The sequence below is a fragment of the Ancylobacter crimeensis genome (assembly GCF_023016805.1).
In the GTDB taxonomy this organism is placed as follows: Bacteria; Pseudomonadota; Alphaproteobacteria; order Rhizobiales; family Xanthobacteraceae; genus Ancylobacter; species Ancylobacter crimeensis.
Map to the genome: position 1 here is coordinate 225,909 of NZ_JALKCH010000005.1, position 18,737 is coordinate 244,645.

16 protein-coding genes are annotated in these 18,737 nt (G+C 70.9%); 4 read left to right on the forward strand and 12 right to left on the reverse strand.

The genetic code is table 11. From position 1 onward, the window contains the following. Window positions 1-348: 348 nt before the first annotated feature. The 9 genes from MWN34_RS09130 to ubiE all read right to left on the reverse strand — a co-directional run bounded on the left by MWN34_RS09130 (window position 349) and on the right by ubiE (window position 12,043). Complete coding sequence (locus tag MWN34_RS09130) at window positions 349-1,047, reverse strand: nucleotidyltransferase family protein (protein WP_247028662.1); 699 nt, start codon at window positions 1,045-1,047, stop codon at window positions 349-351. 50 nt (window positions 1,048-1,097) lie between these two features. Further along, complete coding sequence (gene tsaE / locus MWN34_RS09135; RefSeq protein ID WP_247028664.1) at window positions 1,098-2,795, reverse strand: tRNA (adenosine(37)-N6)-threonylcarbamoyltransferase complex ATPase subunit type 1 TsaE; 1,698 nt, start codon at window positions 2,793-2,795, stop codon at window positions 1,098-1,100. Between the two features lie 6 nt (window positions 2,796-2,801). Continuing rightward, window positions 2,802-5,291, reverse strand: coding sequence for a sensor histidine kinase (locus tag MWN34_RS09140; protein WP_247028666.1), 2,490 nt, complete (start codon window positions 5,289-5,291; stop codon window positions 2,802-2,804). A 1,050-nt stretch (window positions 5,292-6,341) separates the two neighbouring features. Next, window positions 6,342-7,307, reverse strand: coding sequence for a cysteine synthase A (gene cysK, locus MWN34_RS09145; RefSeq protein ID WP_247028668.1), 966 nt, complete (start codon window positions 7,305-7,307; stop codon window positions 6,342-6,344). A gap of 127 nt (window positions 7,308-7,434) precedes the next feature. Beyond that, window positions 7,435-7,878, reverse strand: a complete 444-nt coding sequence (locus tag MWN34_RS09150) for an RrF2 family transcriptional regulator (RefSeq protein ID WP_247028670.1) — start codon at window positions 7,876-7,878, stop codon at window positions 7,435-7,437. A gap of 10 nt (window positions 7,879-7,888) precedes the next feature. Continuing rightward, window positions 7,889-8,371 (reverse strand): dUTP diphosphatase, encoded by a 483-nt coding sequence (gene dut / locus MWN34_RS09155; protein WP_247028672.1) that lies wholly within the window; start codon window positions 8,369-8,371, stop codon window positions 7,889-7,891. Continuing rightward, window positions 8,368-9,651: a bifunctional phosphopantothenoylcysteine decarboxylase/phosphopantothenate--cysteine ligase CoaBC gene (coaBC, locus tag MWN34_RS09160; RefSeq protein WP_247028673.1), complete on the reverse strand. Its 1,284-nt coding sequence runs from the start codon at window positions 9,649-9,651 to the stop codon at window positions 8,368-8,370. The genes dut and coaBC overlap by 4 nt, the downstream gene beginning before the upstream one ends. A gap of 16 nt (window positions 9,652-9,667) precedes the next feature. After that, on the reverse strand, window positions 9,668-11,245 hold the full coding sequence (ubiB, locus tag MWN34_RS09165) for a 2-polyprenylphenol 6-hydroxylase (protein ID WP_247028675.1): 1,578 nt from the start codon (window positions 11,243-11,245) through the stop codon (window positions 9,668-9,670). Between the two features lie 9 nt (window positions 11,246-11,254). Then, on the reverse strand, window positions 11,255-12,043 hold the full coding sequence (ubiE, locus tag MWN34_RS09170) for a bifunctional demethylmenaquinone methyltransferase/2-methoxy-6-polyprenyl-1,4-benzoquinol methylase UbiE (protein ID WP_425532086.1): 789 nt from the start codon (window positions 12,041-12,043) through the stop codon (window positions 11,255-11,257). Between the two features lie 288 nt (window positions 12,044-12,331). On the opposite strand from ubiE, the gene MWN34_RS09175 reads away from it, so the two are divergent. Then, window positions 12,332-13,246: a DUF2076 domain-containing protein gene (locus MWN34_RS09175; protein ID WP_247028679.1), complete on the forward strand. Its 915-nt coding sequence runs from the start codon at window positions 12,332-12,334 to the stop codon at window positions 13,244-13,246. Window positions 13,247-13,290: 44 nt separating this feature from the next. Here the strand turns inward: MWN34_RS09175 and MWN34_RS09180 are convergent, their stop codons facing one another. Continuing rightward, window positions 13,291-14,031: a L,D-transpeptidase gene (locus MWN34_RS09180; RefSeq protein ID WP_425532087.1), complete on the reverse strand. Its 741-nt coding sequence runs from the start codon at window positions 14,029-14,031 to the stop codon at window positions 13,291-13,293. A gap of 133 nt (window positions 14,032-14,164) precedes the next feature. Then, window positions 14,165-14,650, reverse strand: coding sequence for a hypothetical protein (locus MWN34_RS09185; RefSeq protein ID WP_247028681.1), 486 nt, complete (start codon window positions 14,648-14,650; stop codon window positions 14,165-14,167). A 437-nt stretch (window positions 14,651-15,087) separates the two neighbouring features. Between MWN34_RS09185 and MWN34_RS09190 the strand changes: the two genes are divergently transcribed. Together MWN34_RS09190 and MWN34_RS09195 are read left to right on the forward strand one after the other, a co-directional pair. Continuing rightward, window positions 15,088-16,014 (forward strand): DMT family transporter, encoded by a 927-nt coding sequence (locus MWN34_RS09190; protein WP_247028682.1) that lies wholly within the window; start codon window positions 15,088-15,090, stop codon window positions 16,012-16,014. A 212-nt stretch (window positions 16,015-16,226) separates the two neighbouring features. After that, window positions 16,227-16,739 (forward strand): MarR family winged helix-turn-helix transcriptional regulator, encoded by a 513-nt coding sequence (locus MWN34_RS09195; protein ID WP_247028683.1) that lies wholly within the window; start codon window positions 16,227-16,229, stop codon window positions 16,737-16,739. Window positions 16,740-16,811: 72 nt separating this feature from the next. Here the strand turns inward: MWN34_RS09195 and MWN34_RS09200 are convergent, their stop codons facing one another. After that, the gene (locus MWN34_RS09200) at window positions 16,812-17,546 is read right to left on the reverse strand and encodes an aspartate/glutamate racemase family protein (protein WP_247028684.1); all 735 of its coding nucleotides are present in this window, start codon (window positions 17,544-17,546) and stop codon (window positions 16,812-16,814) included. A 205-nt stretch (window positions 17,547-17,751) separates the two neighbouring features. On the opposite strand from MWN34_RS09200, the gene MWN34_RS09205 reads away from it, so the two are divergent. Further along, window positions 17,752-18,495 (forward strand): hypothetical protein, encoded by a 744-nt coding sequence (locus MWN34_RS09205; protein ID WP_247028685.1) that lies wholly within the window; start codon window positions 17,752-17,754, stop codon window positions 18,493-18,495. Window positions 18,496-18,737 lie beyond the last annotated feature (242 nt).

The following is an 18,737-nucleotide window of genomic DNA, read 5'->3' on the forward strand; positions in this document are numbered from 1 at the left end:
CGCTTGCGGGCAGACAAGGGAATCAGGGGCGAAAGCTTGCCGGAAGGTTCCATCTTTCGCCGGAAAGCGGAAGGGGGGCACCTCGCGCCTCGCGCAGCGGCACTCCGCCTCCGTGACCTCCGTCAGTGGTGCCATGCCGGCCGTCATCCCGGCCGCAGGCGTAGCCGGAGAATTGGGTTCGTCCGGTCGGCGAAGGGGGCCGCCCGGCTAGGTGCGATGCCGGATCGGCCTTCCGCTGTCCGGGATGCCGGCTCCGGCGCGGCGGGGGCATCGGCCCTGCCGTCCCCGTTCATCACGGGTCCCCGCGCACCTTGGCGGGACGGCAGGGCCGGATGATGCCGGGTCGCCTCAATCCACCGAGCGGCGGATCGCCTCCTCGGCCTGTGCGATGGCCTCGGGGGTGCCGACATGCATCCACACGCCTTCGAGCCGCATGCCGTAGAGCCGGCCCTTCTCGGCGGCGGCGCGGAACAGGCGGGACAGGGAGAAAGCGCCCTGCGGCGCGTCGGCGAACAGGCCGGGTCGCCATAGCGCCGCGCCGGCGAAGGCGAAGGGGGCGACGATGCGCTCGCCGCGCGGTTCCAGCCGGCCGGCGCCGTCCATGATGAAGTCGCCGCGCCCGAAATAGCCGACCGAGGCGACGGTGGCGGCGCAGAGCAGCAGCACGTCCATCCGCGCCGGGTCGAAATCCTCCGCCAGCGCCGGCAGATTGGGCCGGATGCCCTCGATCCAGAAGGTGTCGGCGTTGATGGTGTAGAACGGTCCTTCCCCGAGCAGAGGCAGCGCGCGCACCACCCCGCCGCCGGTCTCGAGCAGGGCGTCGCGCTCGTCCGAGATGACGATCTCGATGTCGCGTCGGCCCTTGAGATGGCGGACGAGCTGGTCGGCGTGGTGATGGACGTTGACCACCGCACGCGCGACGCCGGCATCGACCAGCCGGTCCAGCACATGATCGATCAGCGGCTGGCCCGCGACCTCGACCAGGGGCTTGGGCATGCGGTCGGTGAGCGGGCGCATGCGGGTGCCGAGGCCGGCGGCCAGCACCATCGCGGTCCGTATCGGGGCCGGCCGGCGGGCGGCGGCTGAGTTGTTCGCATTCATTCGGAAACGGGCGGTTCGCTCGGGTCGGGCGTGGTGGCGGCGGGCGCCGGCACATGCGCGTCATACCACGCCTTCAGCTCGGCGAGCTCCGGGAAGGCGAGGCTTCGCTCCAGATAGCGCCAGATGCGCGGGATGTGGCGCAGATAGGCGGGCTTGCCGTCGCGCCGGTTCAGCCGGGCGAAGATGCCGAGGATCTTGCTGGAACGCTGGGCGCCGAGCACCGCATAGCTGGCGAGGAACTGCGGAACCGAAAAGGCCGGGTTGGCGCGGCGCTTGCCGACATAGCGCGCGAGCAAGGCGAGCTCGGTCGCCTCCGGCACGTCGATGCGGGCGTCCTGGGTGAGCGACACCACGTCATAGGCCGGCGCGCCCATCACCACGTCCTGGAAGTCGAGCAGGCCGAGGCGCTGGATGCCCTCGCGCTCCGGCAGCCACATCAAATTGGGCGAGTGGTAGTCGCGCATCACCCAGGCCGGCTTCTGCGACAGGGGGGCCTGCAGCGCGCGCTCCCACAGCTTGCGGAACTGGGCCCGCTCCGGCGGGGTCGGCTCGGGGGCGCCGCGATGGGGCAGATACCAGTCCAGCAGCAGCTCGACCTCGATCAGCAGGGCGTCGAGATCGTAGCGCGGGATGGAGTAGTCGACCCGCGGGCCCACCGGCAGGCGGTGCGGCAGGTCGAGCATGTGAAGCTCGGCGAGCAGGTCGATCGCGGTCTCGTAGCGCTCGGCGATCGGGCCGGGCGGGTCGCCCTCCACCACGCCCTCATGGCCGAAATCCTCCAGCAGCAGCAGGCCTTCCTGCAGGTCGGCGGCATAGAGCGCGGGGGCGGAAAAGCCGCGCTGCTTGAGGCCCCGCGCCATGCCGACGAAGGGCGTGACGTCTTCCGCCAGATGGGCGATCTGGCTGTAGGGCTTGCCGTCGCGCACCGGAGGGCCGTCCGGCCGGTGCGGGGCGTTCATGAGGATGGCGGTGCGGTCGGCCAGCACGAGGCGCTCATAGGCGCGGGTCGAGGCGTCGCCCTGCACGTGGTGCCGCCGGGCCGCGCCGAAGCCGGCCATGTCGATCAGCCGGCGGATGGCGCGCATCCGGGTGAGGCCGGTCGAGAGCCGGCCATGGCCGACGAGACGCAGCCGCCGCACATTCGGCCCGGAATCCGGCACCAGCGCGATGTGGATGTCCAGCCGGTCCGGCCCCATCAGGCCGCGAGCCCGCTCCGGCCATTCGGCGAGCACGACGGCGTCGTCGGCCATTTCCGACCAGCCGATCTCCTCCAGCTCCTCCGGCTCCTCGATGCGGTAGAAATCGGCGTGGACCAGCCGGCCGCGCGGGAGGTCATAGACCTGCATCAGCGTGAAGGTCGGGCTCGGCACCTCGAGGGCGTCGTCGCCCGCGATCTCGCGCACCAGGGCGCGGGCGAGCGTGGTCTTGCCGGCGCCGAGATCACCCGACAGCGCCACCATGTCGCCGGGGGCGAGCAGCATGGAAAGGTCCATGGCGAGGCGCCGGGTGGCGCCCTCGTCCGGCAGCACCACGTCCCACACCGCGGCGTGGGAGGCCGCGCCGCCCGCCGGCGGGGCGGGATTGGCCGGGCGCCGGGCCGGGGTCGGCAGGCGGGGCGGCAGATTCGGCGGAACGTTCGGCGGCGAACCCGGCGGCGAGCCGGGCGGGCGCGGAGGATGGGGAGGCTGAACCATCGGGGGTCACTCCGCCGCCTGCTGGGTGGTGTCGCGATCGAGCGGGAAGGTGCAGGTCACGAGCGTGCCGCCGCCCGGCGCCGCGCCAATCTGCACCAGCCCGCCATGCAGCTCCATGAGCGAGCGCACGATGGAAAGCCCGAGCCCGACGCCGCGGTGACGCGAGCCCGAGGTGCGGCTCTCGAAACGGTCGAACACGCGGGAGGCAAGTTCGGGGGCGATGCCCGGCCCCTCGTCGCGCACACGGAAGCGCACCGCTTCCGGCGTGCGTTCGGCCGAGAGGGTGACGGTGGAGCCCTCGGGAGCGAAGCCGACGGCGTTGGACAGCAGGTTGTAGAGGATCTGCCGCACCCGCCGCTCGTCGGCGAGGAAGCTGCCGGCACGCTCGGAGACTTCCAGCACCAGCCGGATCTCGCGCTCCGCCACCCGGTCGCGGATGCCCTCGGCGGCGGCCTCCATCGCGGCGCGGATGTCCACCGTGCCGAGCTCCAGCGCCATGGTGCCGGCGTCGATGGTGGCGAGGTCGAGGATGTCGTTGATGATGGCGAGCAGGGCCGCGCTCGATTCGGTGATGTGGCTCACATAATCGCGCTGCTTGGGGGCGAGCGGGCCCGTGGCGTCGTCGCCGAGAAGCTGGGCGAAGCCGATGATGGTGGTGAGCGGCGAGCGCAGCTCGTAGGAGACGTGGCTGACGAAGGTGCTCTTGAGGTGGTCGGCCGCCTCCAGCGCCTCGTTGCGCTCGACGAGGGCCCGCTCCATCTTCACGCTGTCCGTCACGTTGCGGAAGGTGATGAGCGTGCCGCCATCCGGCAGCGGCTGGGTGGCGCCGTCCAGCACCGAACCGTCGCGCCGCTCCATGCGGATGCGCAGCGGCGCGCGCTTCTCCATGGTGGTCACGGCCTCGCGCAGGCTGCGCCAGATCTCCGGCTTCGCCACCTGTCCGGCGCACAGCGCCATCAACCGGTCGATGTGCGGGCGATCGGCCAGCGCGCCGGGCGGGAGCTGCCAGAGCGTGGCGAAAGCGGGGTTGCTGAGGCCGAGCCGGCCGTCCGAGCCGAACACCGCCACCGCCTCGGCGAGGCCATCCAGCGTCTCGGTCTGCAGGCGCGCGAGCGCATCGACGCGGCTTTCCAGCGCGAGATGCTCGGTCACCTCGTCGGCGAGATAGGTGACGCCGCCTTCCGGGTTCGGCGCGGTGACGACGCGCAGCGTGCGCCCGCCGGGCAGGTGCCAGGCGTGCTCGCGCGGCTCGATGGCGTGATAGGCCTTGTGCAGTTCCTCGCGCCAGGCGCGGAAATCCGCCTGTTCCGGCAGGCGGCGGGTGGTGCGCAGCCGATCCAGCACCGCGCTGTCGGACGGCCGGTCTTCAAGGAAGGCGGGGTCGAGGTCGAACAGCCTTGCATAGGCGGCATTGTGGAACACCAGCCGCCGGTCGCCGCCGAAGATGGCCACCGCGGTGGAGAGCCGGTCCAGCGTGCGGCGATGGGCTGCGACCGCATGGGCGAATTCGGCGCGCACGCTTTCCGCCTCGGTGGCATCGAGGGCGAGGCCGGCAAAGCCGTCTCCCGTTGCCACCTCCACCACGTCCAGCACCCGGCGCGAGCCGGCGACGATGACCGGCAGCCGCGCCGCATAGGCGCCGCCCTTCGCCTGTGCCTCATGCGCCGAGCGTCGGCCGGCATGGTCGAGCAGAGGCAGGTCGCGCGCCACCGCGTCGCCGGCGTCGGAGGCTTCGACCGCATGGGCATAGGCGGCATTGGCCCAGACGAGGCGCCCGTCGCCGTCGCGCAGCCAGGCGGCGTGCTGCAGGCGCCCGAGCAGGCTGCGCAGGCCCGCAGCCTCGCCTTCCAGCCGCCGCTGGTCCTCGCGGGTGGCGGCAAGCTCCTGCCGGGCGCCGGTGACCTCCCGCAGCCGGAGCATCACCGCGCTGCCGACCGGGCGCCCCTCGGCCTCCACATGCCGGCCGTCATGGGTGACGAGCGGCAGGGTGAAGGCGATGCCGGCGCGGCGAAGATCGTCCACCGCATGGTCGATCGCACTCGCCGAGCCCGGTGCGAGCCAGGAGCCGAAGGCGAGCAGCCGCAGCGGCGCCGCCGAGCCGGTGAGGGTGACGGCGGGGCCGAGGATCTCCGGCGCGCCGGCGGGCTCGCGCCACACCACGATCACCTGCGGCTCGGTGAGGAGGAGCGCGCGGCTTTCCGCGAGCTGGGCCTCGAGCCGGGATATGTCGGCATGGGCTTCCGCCTCGCGGGCATTGGCGAAGCGGCGGAAGCGCAGATGCACGATGGCGGTGGTGGTGGCGAAGGCGAGCAGCCCCGCCATGAAGGCGAGCCCGGTGACCTCGCCGCGATCGAGCTGCCCGAGCGCGCGGGCGGCGTCGCCGAACGGACCCGCCAGCGGGACGGCCATCGCGGTGCCGGCGGTGGCGAGAAGCGAGGCGAGGGAAGCGGAGGCGAGGAGCGCGCGGCGGAAGGGGCGCGCGGCGGCCGAAGCCATGCGCGGGGTATCGCCGGAGCGATGGGCGGCGCCGGGCTCCGCGTCCTGTGGGCGGGCGGCCGGCGAGCAGGCGGTTGGCGTGCGGGAGGCTCGCGGCTGGCTCTGGCGCTGGTCGGCACCGGCTTCGCGGACAGCGCAGGTCGCATGCCGCGACGTTGCCGCCGCGCCCCCGGCTCCGGTCCCGCTGTGCCGCACCATCTGGCCGTCGCCCCCTTGTCGCCGCGCGATGCCCCCCGGCACCGTGCCATTCCCCCAAAGGCGCACTGGCGCGGGGCCTCACCGCGCTTCGCCCGCCGCGAATCACCCTGACTTTAACCAAGCGGGACTCCCGGCAGAAGGCCCGATGCGGGGGGTGTTGAAACCGGGGGCGACACTGCCGGTATGGCTGCACCGGTCGCCGGTGTCGCGGGCGTTCACCAGCCTCTGGCACGGGCGGATGCAGCCGCGTTCGGGATGCGCGTGTCACTTGGCCCGGCGGGCAGGAAGCTCGCCGCATGATGCGTCTCATCGCCTGTGCAGGTGGACGGCCGGGCCTTTGCCGGATGCGGCCTTTCCTCTCCGGGTCGGGAGGCGAACGGGCCTGCGCGGGCGAGGGAATGGCAGGAAGGCCGCACGCGCCGCATGCCCTATCCCTCGACCTGCCCCCCGTCGGAGAGCGTGACGCGTTGCACGGGGAGCCAGGGAGGCGCGTTTCGCGGCCGATTCGCTGGCGGGGGACTCAGCCGCCCGTCCGCCGTCATGGCCGGTCCCGATGCGGCCACGGCGTTGCCGGGCGGGCCCTTCCCATGCCGGCAGCAGCGAAGCGAAAAGCTGGGCCGGGCGGATCTCCGTTCGTTCCGATACTGCACGGTCAGCCGCCGTGCGGGGCAAGGAACGCTCCCGGTCGCAGCCGAGGCCTCGGGGAAACGGCGAGGCGGCATCTCGGGCGTCGCGACGCATCCCCACCGTTCGGGCGAGAGGGCCGGGCGGCGACCGCAAAAAGAAGGGGCAGACGGGTTCCGCCCGCTGCCCCGTTCCTCACGGCCGGGTCGCGCCCTGCCGCTGCCCGCCTCAGAGCCCTTCGAACAGGGCGGTCGAGAGGTAGCGCTCGGCGAAGGAGGGGATGATGACCACGATGGTCTTGCCCTCCATCTCCGGCCGGGCGCCGACTTCCAGCGCGGCGGCGAGCGCGGCGCCGGAGGAAATGCCAACCGGGATGCCGTCGAGCCGGGCCACGGCGCGGGCGGTCTCGAAGGCGGTCTGGTTGCCGACCGTGATCACCTCGTCGATCACCGAGCGGTCCAGCACGTCCGGCACGAAGCCGGCGCCGATGCCCTGGATCTTGTGCGGGCCGGGCTGGCCACCGGAGAGCACCGGGCTGTCCTCCGGCTCCACCGCGATCATCTTCAGCGAGGCCTTGCGCGGCTTCAGCACCTGGCCGATGCCGGTGATGGTGCCGCCGGTGCCGACGCCCGAAACCACCGCATCGACCGCGCCGTCGGTGTCGTTCCAGATCTCCTCCGCGGTGGTGACGCGGTGGATGGCCGGGTTGGCGGGATTGCGGAACTGTTGGGGAATGATGGCGTCGGGCAGCTCGCGCACCAGTTCCTCGGCGCGGGTGACGGCGCCGCGCATGCCCTGCGCCGCCGGCGTCAGCACCAGTTCGGCGCCGAGCAGCGCCAGCATCTTGCGGCGCTCGATCGACATCGATTCCGGCATGACGAGGATGAGCCGGTAGCCGCGCGCGGCCGCGACGAAGGCGAGCGCGATGCCGGTATTGCCGGAGGTGGGCTCCACCAGCACGGTGCCCGACTTCAGCACGCCGGCCTCTTCCATCGCCTCGATCATGGACACGCCGATGCGGTCCTTCACGCTGGAGATAGGGTTGAAGAATTCGAGCTTGGCGAGGATCCGCGCCTTCACCCCGCGCTGCGCCGGCAGGCGGTGCAGCTCGACCAGCGGGGTGTTGCCGATGGTCTCGGTGATGGAGCTGTAGACCCGGCCGCGACCGGGCTTGGAGGAGGTGGATTCGGCCATGGACGTCTCCCGAGAATCCGGAAATCAAGGGTCCGGTTGCGGGAGCATATAAGGTGTCGCGCCCGCATTCGGAACTGCGCCTAGCATATTCACGCTTGCGCGTCGAGAAATCTTGATAACAACAATTCTAGATGGTGAAATCTATGCCTTCCGGCACGCCGCGCCGGCCCTCGGTCTGCAGCGCCTTGCGGCAGAGTTCTTCCACCGTTACCGCTTCCAGCGCGGTTTCGAAGGTGCGCTCCGCCTCGGCGACGGCGGGCTGCACCACGTCGCGCACGATGGAGGGGAAATCGGCCATGGCCTCCTCGGCGTCGGCTTCCACCACCCGCACCACCTCGGCCACCGTGATGCGGCGGCGCTCGCGAGCGAGCTCATAGCCGCCGCGCGGCCCGCGCACGCCCTTCAGCACGCCGGCATGGACGAGGGCCTGCAGCACCGGTTCCAGATGGCGGGGAGGGAGATCGTGCCGGGCGGCAAGCGCCTTGGCGGCCACCGGCGTGCCGCGCGCATGGAGGGCGACATCGACGACGGCGGCAATGGCGAGCAGGCTTTTGTCGGACAGACGCGGCATGGACCCTTGGCTAGCGCGATCCGGCGCCGCCGTCGAGCCCCGTGGAGCCGAAACCACCATCTCCACGTGTTGTTTTTTCCAAATCACCGGTTTCCGTGAGCTGAATCACCGTCACCGGGGCCACGACGAGCTGGGCGATGCGCTGCCCGCGGGTGAAGGTGACAGGCTCGGAACCGAGATTCACCAGCAGCACCTTCACCTCGCCGCGATAATCCGCATCGACCGTGCCGGGCGCGTTCAGCACCGTCACGCCGTGTTTCAGCGCAAGGCCGGAGCGCGGGCGCACCTGCGCCTCGAAGCCGTCCGGCAAAGCGAGGGCGATCCCTGTCGGCACCGCGGCGCGGGCGAGCGGGTCGAGGGTGAGCGGGGCGTCCTCGGGCAGCGCGGCGATGAGGTCGAGCCCGGCGGCGCCGGCGGTGGCATAGGCCGGCAAAGGCAGGTCGGCACCGTGCGGCAGCCGCATCACCGGGACGGACAGGGGCATGGCGGTCATTCGGTTTCCTGCGCGATGGGGCCGACGGCCTCGACGATGCGGGCGACGAGGCGGCGCGCCACCTCGCTCTTGGCGGCCATGGGCCAGTGCTCGACGCCCTCCGCCGCGACCAGATAGACCGCGTTGCTGTCCCCGCCCATCACCCCGCCGGGCACCTCGCCGCTTTGCGAGACGTCGTTGGCGACGATCCAGTCGCAGCCCTTGCGGGCCCGCTTGGCGGTGGCGTAGGCGATGACGTTCTCGGTCTCCGCGGCGAAGCCGACCACAAGCCCCGGCCGGCGTCCGGCGGGCAGGCGGGCGATGGTGGCGAGGATGTCCGGGTTCTCGACGAGGGCGAGCGCGGGCGTACCCGAACCGTCCTTCTTCATCTTCTGGCCGGCGGCATCGGCGGTGCGCCAGTCGGCGACGGCGGCGGCGAACACCGCGATGTCGGCCGGCAGCGCGGCTTCCGCCGCCGCCAGCATCTGCCGCGCGGTCTCGACATGGACCACCGTCACGCCGGGCGGATCCGGCAGGCTCACCGGGCCGGACACCAGCGTGACCCGCGCCCCGGCGGCGGCGGCGGCGGCGGCGATGGCGTGACCCTGCTTGCCGGAGGAGCGGTTGGCGATGTAGCGCACCGGGTCGATCGGCTCATGGGTCGGGCCGGAGGTGATCAGCACATGGCGGCCGGCGAGCGCGCCGGTCGCGCGGGGCGCCGCGAGCAGGCGGGCGGCCTCGTGGGCGATCGCCAGCGGCTCGGCCATGCGGCCGGCGCCATCCTCGCCGCGCTCGGCCATCGGGCCGCTGTTCGGGCCGATGAAGGCGATGCCGTCGCCCCGCAGCGTCGCGGCGTTGCGGCGGGTGGCGGGATGCGCCCACATCGCCGGGTTCATGGCGGGCGCGACCAGCACCGGCGCGCGGGCGGCGAGCAGGATGGCGGAGGCGAGGTCGTCGGCGAGGCCATGCGCCATCTTCGCCATGAGGTCGGCGGTGGCGGGGGCGACGAGGATGAGGTCGGCCTCGCGGGCGAGGCGGATATGGCCGATATCCTGCTCGGCCTGCCGGTCGAACAGGTCGGTGTAGACCGGCTCGTGGGACAGCGCGCCGGCGGCGAGCGGGGTGACGAAGCGCTGCGCGGCTTCCGTCATCACCACTCGCACGGTGGCGCCGCGCTCCTTGAGCCGGCGGATGAGGTCGAGGCTCTTATAGGCGGCGATGCCCCCGCCGATGACGAGCAGCAGGCGGGCGCCGTCGAGGGAGGCGTCGATATGCGTGCCGTCCATGGGCGGGCTGGTCATGCTGCCGCTCCCTTGCCTAGTGGAAGACCTGCCACGCCAGCAGCGCAGCGATGATCCACAATGCCACGCTCGTCCAGCGATTGCCGCGTCCTTCGGCCCGGCCGATCGCCTTCACCGTCTCGGGCGCGAGGGCGAGGCCCTCGCGGGTGGCCTCGTCGAGCTGGGCGGCGATGCGCTGGCCGTGGGCGACGAGCATCGGCAGCGCCTGCACCCCGCGCCCGAGCGCACTGACTCCGTCCGCCACCTCGCCGATCCGCGCGGCGGGGCCGAGATTGCGCTCGATATAGGCGCGCACCACGGGCTCGGCCGTCCTCCACATGTTGAGCTGCGGATCGAGCGAGCGGGCGACGCCCTCGACCACCACCATGGTCTTCTGCAGCAGCAGAAGCTCCGGCCGGGTCTTCATGTCGAACAGCGCCGTGACCTCGAACAGCAGGGTCAGGAGCTTGGCCATCGAGATCTGGTCGGCACGGCGGGAATGGATCGGCTCGCCGATGGCGCGGATCGCCTGGGCGAAGTCGTCCACCGAATGGTGGCGGGGTACATAGCCGGCTTCGAAATGCACCTCGGCGGTGCGGCGCCAGTTGCGGGTGATGAAGCCGAACAGGATCTCGGCGAGGAAGCGCCGCTCCTTCTGGTCGAGCCGGCCCATGATGCCGCAATCGACCGCCACCAGCCGGCCTTCGGCGTCCACGAAGAGGTTTCCCGGATGCATGTCGGCGTGGAAGAAGCCGTCGCGCAGGGCGTGGCGCAGGAAGGACTGCATCACGATACGTCCCAGTTCCGGCAAATCGTGCCCGGCGGCGCTGAGCCCGGCGAGGTCGTTCAGCTTGATGCCGTCGATCCATTCGGTGGTCAGGACCTCGCGCCCGGTGCGGTCCCAGTCCACCGCCGGCACGCGGAAATCGCCGTCTTCCGCCGTGTTCTGGCCCAGCTCGGACAGCGCGGCGGCCTCCAGCCGCAGGTCCATCTCCATCGAGACCGAGCGGGCCAGGGTGTCGACGATGGCGACCAGCCGCAGGCGCTGGCCCTCGGCGGAGAGCTGCTCGCCGAGCCGGGCGGCGCGGTAGAAGGAGCCGAGATCGGTGCGGAAGCGGCGCTGCACGTCCGGCCGCAGCACCTTCACCGCGACGGTTCGGGTAACGGCGCGCCCGGCTTCCTCATCGCGCGCCGTGCCGCGATGCACCTGGGCGATGGAGGCGGCGGCGATCGGCGGGCCGAGCGTCTCATAGACCTCGCTTGCCGGCCGGTCGAAGGTGCGCAGCATCGCCGCGTCGACCTCCGCTTGCGCGAAGGGCGGCATCCGGTCCTGCAGGGTTTCGAGGTCCTTCGCCAGCTCCGGGCCGACCACGTCCGGGCGGGTGGCGAGAAACTGGCCGAGCTTCACATAGGACGGTCCCAGCCGGGTCAGGGCGGCGGAGAGCCGGGCCGCGCCGCTGCCGGCGCCGCGCCGCTCGATCAGGCGGGCAAGGGTGAAGGCTTCTGCCGCGCCCGGCGGGGCGCCGCCGAAGTCGAGGCGGGACAGCACGCCCTCGCGGGCGAGGACATAGCCGGCACGGACCAGCCTCAGCGCATCTCCAAGCGGAGTTCCCACAAAGCCCCCTCAGATCCGAACGCCGGAATGCAGCGCCACGATGCCGCCGGTGAGCGGGGTATAGGCCACGCGGGAGAGCCCGGCATTGCGCATCAGCTCGGCAAAGGCCTCTGGCGGGGGGAAGCGGCGGATGGACTCGACGAGGTAGCGATAGGATTCGGCATCCCCGGTCACCAGCCGACCGAGGCCGGGGATGACCTTGAAGGAATAGGTGTCGTAGATGGCGTCGAGGCCCGGCACGTCGACGCGCGAGAATTCCAGCACGAAGCAGCGCCCGCCCGGCTTCAGCACGCGGCGCATCTCGGCCAGCGCCTTGTCCATGCGCGGCACGTTGCGGATGCCGAAGGCGATGGTGGTGGCGTCGAACGAGGCGTCCGGGAAGGGCAGGTCTTCGGCATTGGCCTCGACGAAATCGAGGCGGTCCGCAAGGCCGCGCTTTTCCGCCCGCTCGCGGCCCACGGCGAGCATCTCGCCATTGATGTCGGCGACCGTGGCATGGGTGTTGGGCCCGCCCGCCTCCACCGTGCGGAACGAGACATCGCCGGTGCCCCCCGCAATGTCGAGCAGGGCGAAAGGACGCTCGTTCCGCGGCGGGCGGAGCTTGGAGACGAGGGCGTCCTTCCACACGCGGTGGAGGCCCATCGACATCAGGTCGTTCATCAGGTCGTAGCGGCGGGCGACCGAGCGGAACACGTCGTCCACCAGCGTCTGCTTCTCGCCGAGCGGCACGTCGCGGAAGCCGAAATGGGTGGTCGCGTCGGCTCCGTCTGTCGTGCGGGTCTGGCTGTCGGCCATCATCTGCTCCCTGAGGCGCCGCAAGGCGCTGCGGCGCCGGCGCCGCAGCGCGCGGACCATAGCGGAGACGCCCGCCTTGCGCCAATCCCGCGCGGCGCATGGCTGGGGCGATGGAGGCGGCGTCCACATGAAGCCGGTGAGGGCCGGCAAAATCCGCGGCGACCGGGGGACGGTATCTGTGCGCATGACCCTGCGCCCGCGCGCCGGATGACGGAAATTTCACGAAGACCGCCCTTTCACCGCCTTGCTCGGGGACTCATATCGCTCCCACGGCAACCCATGGAGGGGACGATGAACGCCGAAGAACGCGCGCTGATCGACGGTCTGTTCGAGAAGATGGCACCCATCGCCAATGCGCCCCGCGATCCCGATGCGGAAGACCTCATCAACCGTCATGTCGTCGCGGCGCCGCACGCGCCCTATGCGCTGGCGCAGACCGTGCTGGTGCAGGAGCACGCGCTGAACCAGGCCGCGCAGCGCATCGCCGCGCTGGAAGCCGAGCTGAAGGCGGCGAAGGACGAAGCCGCGAAGCCGTCCTCCGGTGGGTCGTTCCTCGGCGGCCTGCTGGGCGGCGGTCTTGGCGGCAGTCTTGGCGCCGCCGCCCGCTCGACCTCGGTGCCCGCTGCCGGCCAGCGCACGATCTCGCCGCAGGCCGATTATCAGGGCGGCGCGCAGGCCGCGCAGCCGGGTTACGGGCAGGGCGGCTACGGGCAGGCTGGCTACGGGCAGGGTGGCGGAGGCTTCCAGCAGGGCGGTTACGGCCAGCAGCCGGGCTTCCAGCAGGCGGCGCCGCAGGGCCGCTTTGGCGGAGGATTCGGCGGCGGGGGCTTCCTCTCGAGCGCGCTCACCACGGCGGCGGGCGTCGCCGGCGGCGCCCTGCTGTTCGACGGCATCCGCTCGATGATGGGCGGGGCCGGCAGTCCGTTCGGCGGCCACGCCACCGAGAACGTGACCGAGAACATCACGCAGAACATCACCGAGAATACGAAGGACGGCGTCTCCGCCGCGAGCCCGTGGGGCGATTCGGCGAAGGATGCCGGCGATGCGGGCAGCGACACGGCCGGGCAGGGCGTCACCAACGGGCTGTGGCCTTTCGGCGGAGACGACACCGCCGCGGGCACCGACAGCGGCACCGACCTTGCCGATTACGGCAATGACGATGGCGGCTTTCTCGACGACAGCTCCGACGACAGCGGCTGGGCCTGAGGCCGTCGAGCGGACGGGCGCGGCCGGGCCGCGCCCTTTTCCGTCTACAGCACCTTCACCTTGGTGCCGATGTCGACCCGCTCGTACAGGTCCTCGACATCGTCGTTCAGCATGCGGATGCAGCCCGAGGACACCGAGCGGCCGATCGTCTCCGGCTCGTTGGAGCCGTGGATGCGGTAGAGGGTGTCGCCGAGATAGAGTGCGCGCGCGCCCAGCGGGTTTTCCGGGCCTCCGGGCATGTAGGCCGGCAGATCCGGGCGGCGCTCCAGCATCTCCTGAGGCGGCCGCCAGTCCGGCCATTCCTTCTTGCGGGTGATGTATTGGGTGCCGCTCCAGGCGAAGCCCTCGCGCCCGACGCCCACCGCATAGCGCAGCGCCTTGCCCTCGCCGAGCACCAGATAGAGGTAGTGCTCGGAGGTGTTGATGACGATCGTGCCCGGCGCCTCGCCGGAGGGGTAGAGCACGATCTGCCGCGACAGCCGGTCGATCGTCCGGCCGGTGCCGAAGGCCGCGCTGCGGGCGCTGCCGTCCGATCCGTCATAGGGGGCGGGTGCGTAGACCGGGCGGCGCGATGCCGGCAGGTTGGCGGCGCGGTCGTCATTGAGGCCGGGCGGATAGGCATAGCCGGAGCCCGGCTGCCAGCCGCGCCCGCCGGATTGCCACGGCCGCTGGCCGCCGCCATAGCCATACTCGTAATATTGCGCCGCCGCCGGAAAGGTCAGAAGCGCCAGCGTCGCCACGGCGGCGCAGGCCGCCCTCGTCGCCACGGCGGCGCAGGCCGACATGGCCGCGGCGCGGCCGGGACGGACGAGGGCCGCGGCAGCCTCGCCCGTCATCGCTCGGCCGGATGCGGCCGGCACCTCGCGCGCGACCGTCGTTGCGCGAGGTGCCGTTGATGCGCGAGTGGCCATCTGTGGCTCACTGCTGCGGGCAGCGGACATAGACCATGGTGCCGTAGCGGCCGGCGACTTCCTTGTCGAGCCACTTGAGTACCATCACCGAGCCGTCGAAGCGCAGCACCTCGCGATCGCCGTCGCCCCCCGGCGGCTCGTCCGGCAGGCCGATATAGATCGGGCCGGGCGGGTTCTGCTTCGACACGACCTCGGAGGGCTCCGACTGGTCGGCGAGGTACATCATGAAGCCGCCGCTGGAGCCGCGATTAATGACATAAGGCTGCCGGCATCCCTGCTGGGCCTGCTGCTCGGTGCGCGCGGCGTCCTCGGGCCGGTGGAAGGCCGCGAGGCCCCACTTGCCCACCACCTGGTCGGCGGTGATCGGCGAAGAGTAGCCCGGCCCGGCCGGCACCTGGGGAGACGGCGGCTGATTGCCGCCGGCGCAGGCCGCAGCGAGCGAGGCGATCGCGCCGACCAGCAGGGCGCGCGGCAGAAGAGCAGTTCGGTTCATCGAGAACTCCGGGGCACGGGAGGCCAGGAAGAGGGCACGTGAGGCGCGGAAGGGCTTGCGGGCACGAAATGGGCGTAGAGGGCAGGCTCCGACAGCTCCGCTGGCGGAGCCTCGCGGCAGGCTGTAGCGGGAAAGCACGGCGAGACGACGAACAGCGCAGCGGGCAAAGACAACGGGCGAGACAGCCGGCAGGGCCCATGGTAATCGGGCGTCCTTCGGCGGAAGACGAAGCAAGCTTCATCGGAATTCTATACAACGGTGCTTTACGCTTTCTTCATCGCCGAACATAGTCCGCACGCCCTTCCGCGTCGATGCAGCCCCGGCCACACGGGGCGGAGATTCGTTCCGTGACCGCTTGCCCCTTCCGTTCGCTTCCCGTGACCGGCGCCTCGCGCCCCAGCGGCCGGGGCGGCCGGCGCCGCATCGGGGGTTGAGCCATGGCCGACGTGAAGCCTTTCGCGCCCGCCTCCGCCCATGGTGCGCTCGCCCCGATCGCCAGCGCGGTGCTGGGCATCGGCCTGCTGTCGGTGATGGACGCCGCGGTGAAATATCTCGCGCCCGACTTCGCCACCTCGCAGCTCGTGGTGCTGCGCTATTTCTTCGGCGTGCTGTCGGCGGCCATCGTCTTCTTCGCCAACGGCACGCGCTGGCCCGATCTTGCGACGATGCGGCCGCATGCCTGGCGCTCGGTGGTCGTGGTCATCACCGCCGGCTCCTTCTACTACGCGCTCTCCACCCTGCCGCTGGCGGTGACACTGGCGCTCTCCTTCACCTCGCCGATCCTGATCGCGCTGTTCGCCCGGCTCACGCTCGGCGAGCGACCGGGCGGGCATGTCGCGCTGGCGCTGGCGCTCGGCTTCTTCGGCGTGCTGGTGGTGCTGTGGGACCAGCTGGCGCAGGCGAGCGGGGGCACGGTGTTCGGCGCGGTCGCGGCGCTGGTGTCCTCGGTCTGCTACGCCATCGCCATGGTGTCGCTGAAATGGCGCGCCGCGCGCGACCCGATCCCGACCATCGTGCTGCTGCAGAACCTGTTTGCCTGCCTGCTCTCGGCCCCGGTGGCGGCGCTGCAATGGTCGCTGCCCAATGGGGGGCAATGGATCCTGTTCGCGGTCATCGGAACGCTCGGCACGGTCGGCCATCTGTGCCTGACATGGGCCTATGGCCGCGCCGATGCCAGCCGGCTCGGGGTGCTGGAATACACCGCCTTCATCTGGGCGGTGATCATCGGCTTCCTGGTCTTCGCCGAATGGCCGACGCTCGGCACGCTGGCGGGCGCCGCGCTCATCGTCGCCGGCGCGATCCTCGCCAACCGCACGCCGCGCATTCCCGCCTCGCGCGCGCCGGACGCCGAAATCGGGCCATAGAGACATTCATCGTTTCACGGAATCGATGAATGTCTCCAACGTATTGACTGGACAGACTTTCTTCACGCGAACCGGTCTCCATCGCGCTTGAAAATGCTCCGGGCGCGCTTCCCCTCCGCACGGGTGCATGCTCCAAACATGCGCCAGATCAACAACGCCGCGCGCCGGTCGTCCTAGCCTGCCGGCGTTGAAACCGGCGATGGGAGACGGGCATGGCGGCTTTTGGACAACCGGCGGCGTCCGTGCGCGCGGCCGTCGCGGGAGAGCCCGGCGCCTTTCCGGCGCGTGCCGAGGCCGTCCGCCGAACCGCGGAGCCCGGCTTCGTGCTCGAGGAGCAGCCGGATTTCCTCGTCCGCGCGGTGGCGCAGCGGCTGGCGGCGATCTTCGCCGAGCATGTCGGGGAGGGGCTGACGCAGCCGCAATTCTCAACGCTGGCGAAACTGCGCGAGGTGGGAAGCTGCTCCCAGAACCGGCTCGGCCGGATGATCCATCTCGACGGCGCGACCATCAAAGGCATCGTCGACCGGCTGATCGCCCGCGGCCTCGTGCTCGCCAGCGAGGATCGTGCCGACCGGCGCCTGCGGACCGTCGCGCTGACCGAAGCCGGGCGCCGGGTGGTGGAGAGCGCGATCGAGCTGTCGGGCGAGCGGGCCGGCGAGATGCTCGAGCCGCTGAGCCGGCCTGAGCGGGGCGAACTGATCCGCCTGCTCAAGAAGCTCTGCTAGAACAACGTATTGCGTGGTCGCATCTTCTTCACGCGAACCGGTATCCGCTTCGCTCCAAAATGAGGCGCGTTCTCAGCGCGGTGAAAAGCCGGCGAGCAGCCCGGCATAGGGCTTGGCGCGCGGGGCGGCATAAGGTCCGGACTTGCCGGTCCTGAGCCCGGCCCGCACCAATGCCTCGGCGAGGCCGACCGCCGCCGCCACCCCGTCCACCACCGGCACGCCATGCTCCGCGCCCAGCGCGCGGGCGAGATCCGCCATGCCGGCGCAGCCGAGCACGATGGCGTCGGCATGATCCTGTGCCACCGCCCGGCCGATCTCCGCCGAGATGCGGGCGCGGGCATCGGACGCGGGGTCCTCCAGCTCCAGCACCGCGACCTCCGAGGCCCGTACCTTCGCGCAACGCGCGGCGAGACCGTAGCGCGCGAGATTGGCCTCGATCACGGGCACCGAGCGGCGCAGCGTCGTCACCACGCCGAAGCTGTGGCCGACGAGGCTGGCGAGGTGAAAGGCCGCTTCCCCGATGCCGACGACCGGCGCATGGGCGAGCGCGCGGGCGGCGTCGAGCCCGGTGTCGTCGAAACAGGCGATGATGTGGGCGTCGACCCCTTCGCCCTCGGCCGCGGCAATCGCCTCCATCAGCCCGGGAAGCGCCAGCGCATCGTCATAAAATCCCTCGATCGAGGCCGGCCCCATCGTCGAGGTGCGGGCAAGGATCTGCGTAGCCGGCGCGGCGACCGCACGCGCGGCGGCGGCGGCCTTCTCCGTCATCGAGGCGGTGGTGTTCGGGTTGACGAGGTGGATGCGCAAGAGGGCCTCGGAGCGGTTCGCCAACCCCCTATATGACGCGGCGCGCGGGCCCTGTCTGCACCGATGGTGCGCTCTCCACCAAATGGTGGACGAAGAGGTTTGGCGCCCTCGCTAGGGTGTCTGCGTCGAACGTCGTTCGTTTCGTGTCGTTTGTTGTCATTTCCTTCAATCAGAACGTTCAGGGCGGAAGCGTGGAGATGTCCAGATGGTCCAGGTAAAGAAGTTCGGAAGTGAGGGCGGCGGGGTTCTCTGGTGCCATCCCGGCGGAACGAACTGCGTCGTCAAGGTGAAGAAGGTGCTGACGCCCGAAGGTGCGGACGGCGAGCGATATTTCAATCACCCGGCGGCGGACGCGGCTCATTACGATCCCGATCTCGACGCCCTGACGCAGCAGATGAACAGCCTCGTCGATGCGGCGCAGCAGCGGGGCCTTGCGGGCGGGCGCAAGGCCCCGGGCCTGCAGGTCGGCTTCCTGCGCACGCCGAACGGCTATCTGCCGGTGTGGAAGCGCGACGTGGCGGATAACGAGCGTCTCGAGGACCTGGTGGATGTGTCCACGCTGACCCCGCTGGGCAGTATGTCGGACGAAGCCGTCAGCGCGCATCTGCGGCTCGCCAGCCAGACCGCCGCCGGCGACTGGTACGTCTACAAGAAGACGACCACCGAATACACCTGCGAGAGCGGAAACGGTAATTGCTACGTCACCGTGGCATCGGCCGACGGTTTCCGCACGGTGACGGACAGCATCTATTTCCCGAAGGTCGATGAAGGCTCGCCGGTCTACGATCCCGAGCTTGCGACGCTCGCCGACGAACTCAACGCCGCGCTCAACGCGACGCAGAAAACGGCCCTCCAGCGGACCGGGACCTCGCCGACGGAGCGCGAGATCGGGCTGGCTTTTGAGGAGGATGGGCTGACCGTGGTCTGGAAGGTCGTCAGGCGCAGCTAGAGTGTGTTTTCCGCGAAATCGGATCCGTTTATCGCAGACGGTTCCGGGGCGCCGAGCGACGCTATGGGGGCTGAAGCGTCGTCTTCTTGCAGTAAACATTTGAAGATCTTACGATTTTACCGTTTCGCATTCTTTGTGCTGGTTTCAGCCCGTCATAGGCTGGAGGCGCGATCATCGATCGCGCCTCCAGACCTGACGATGCGGCGTTTTGTGCTGCATCCGGCCGTTCTTGGGGTTAACGT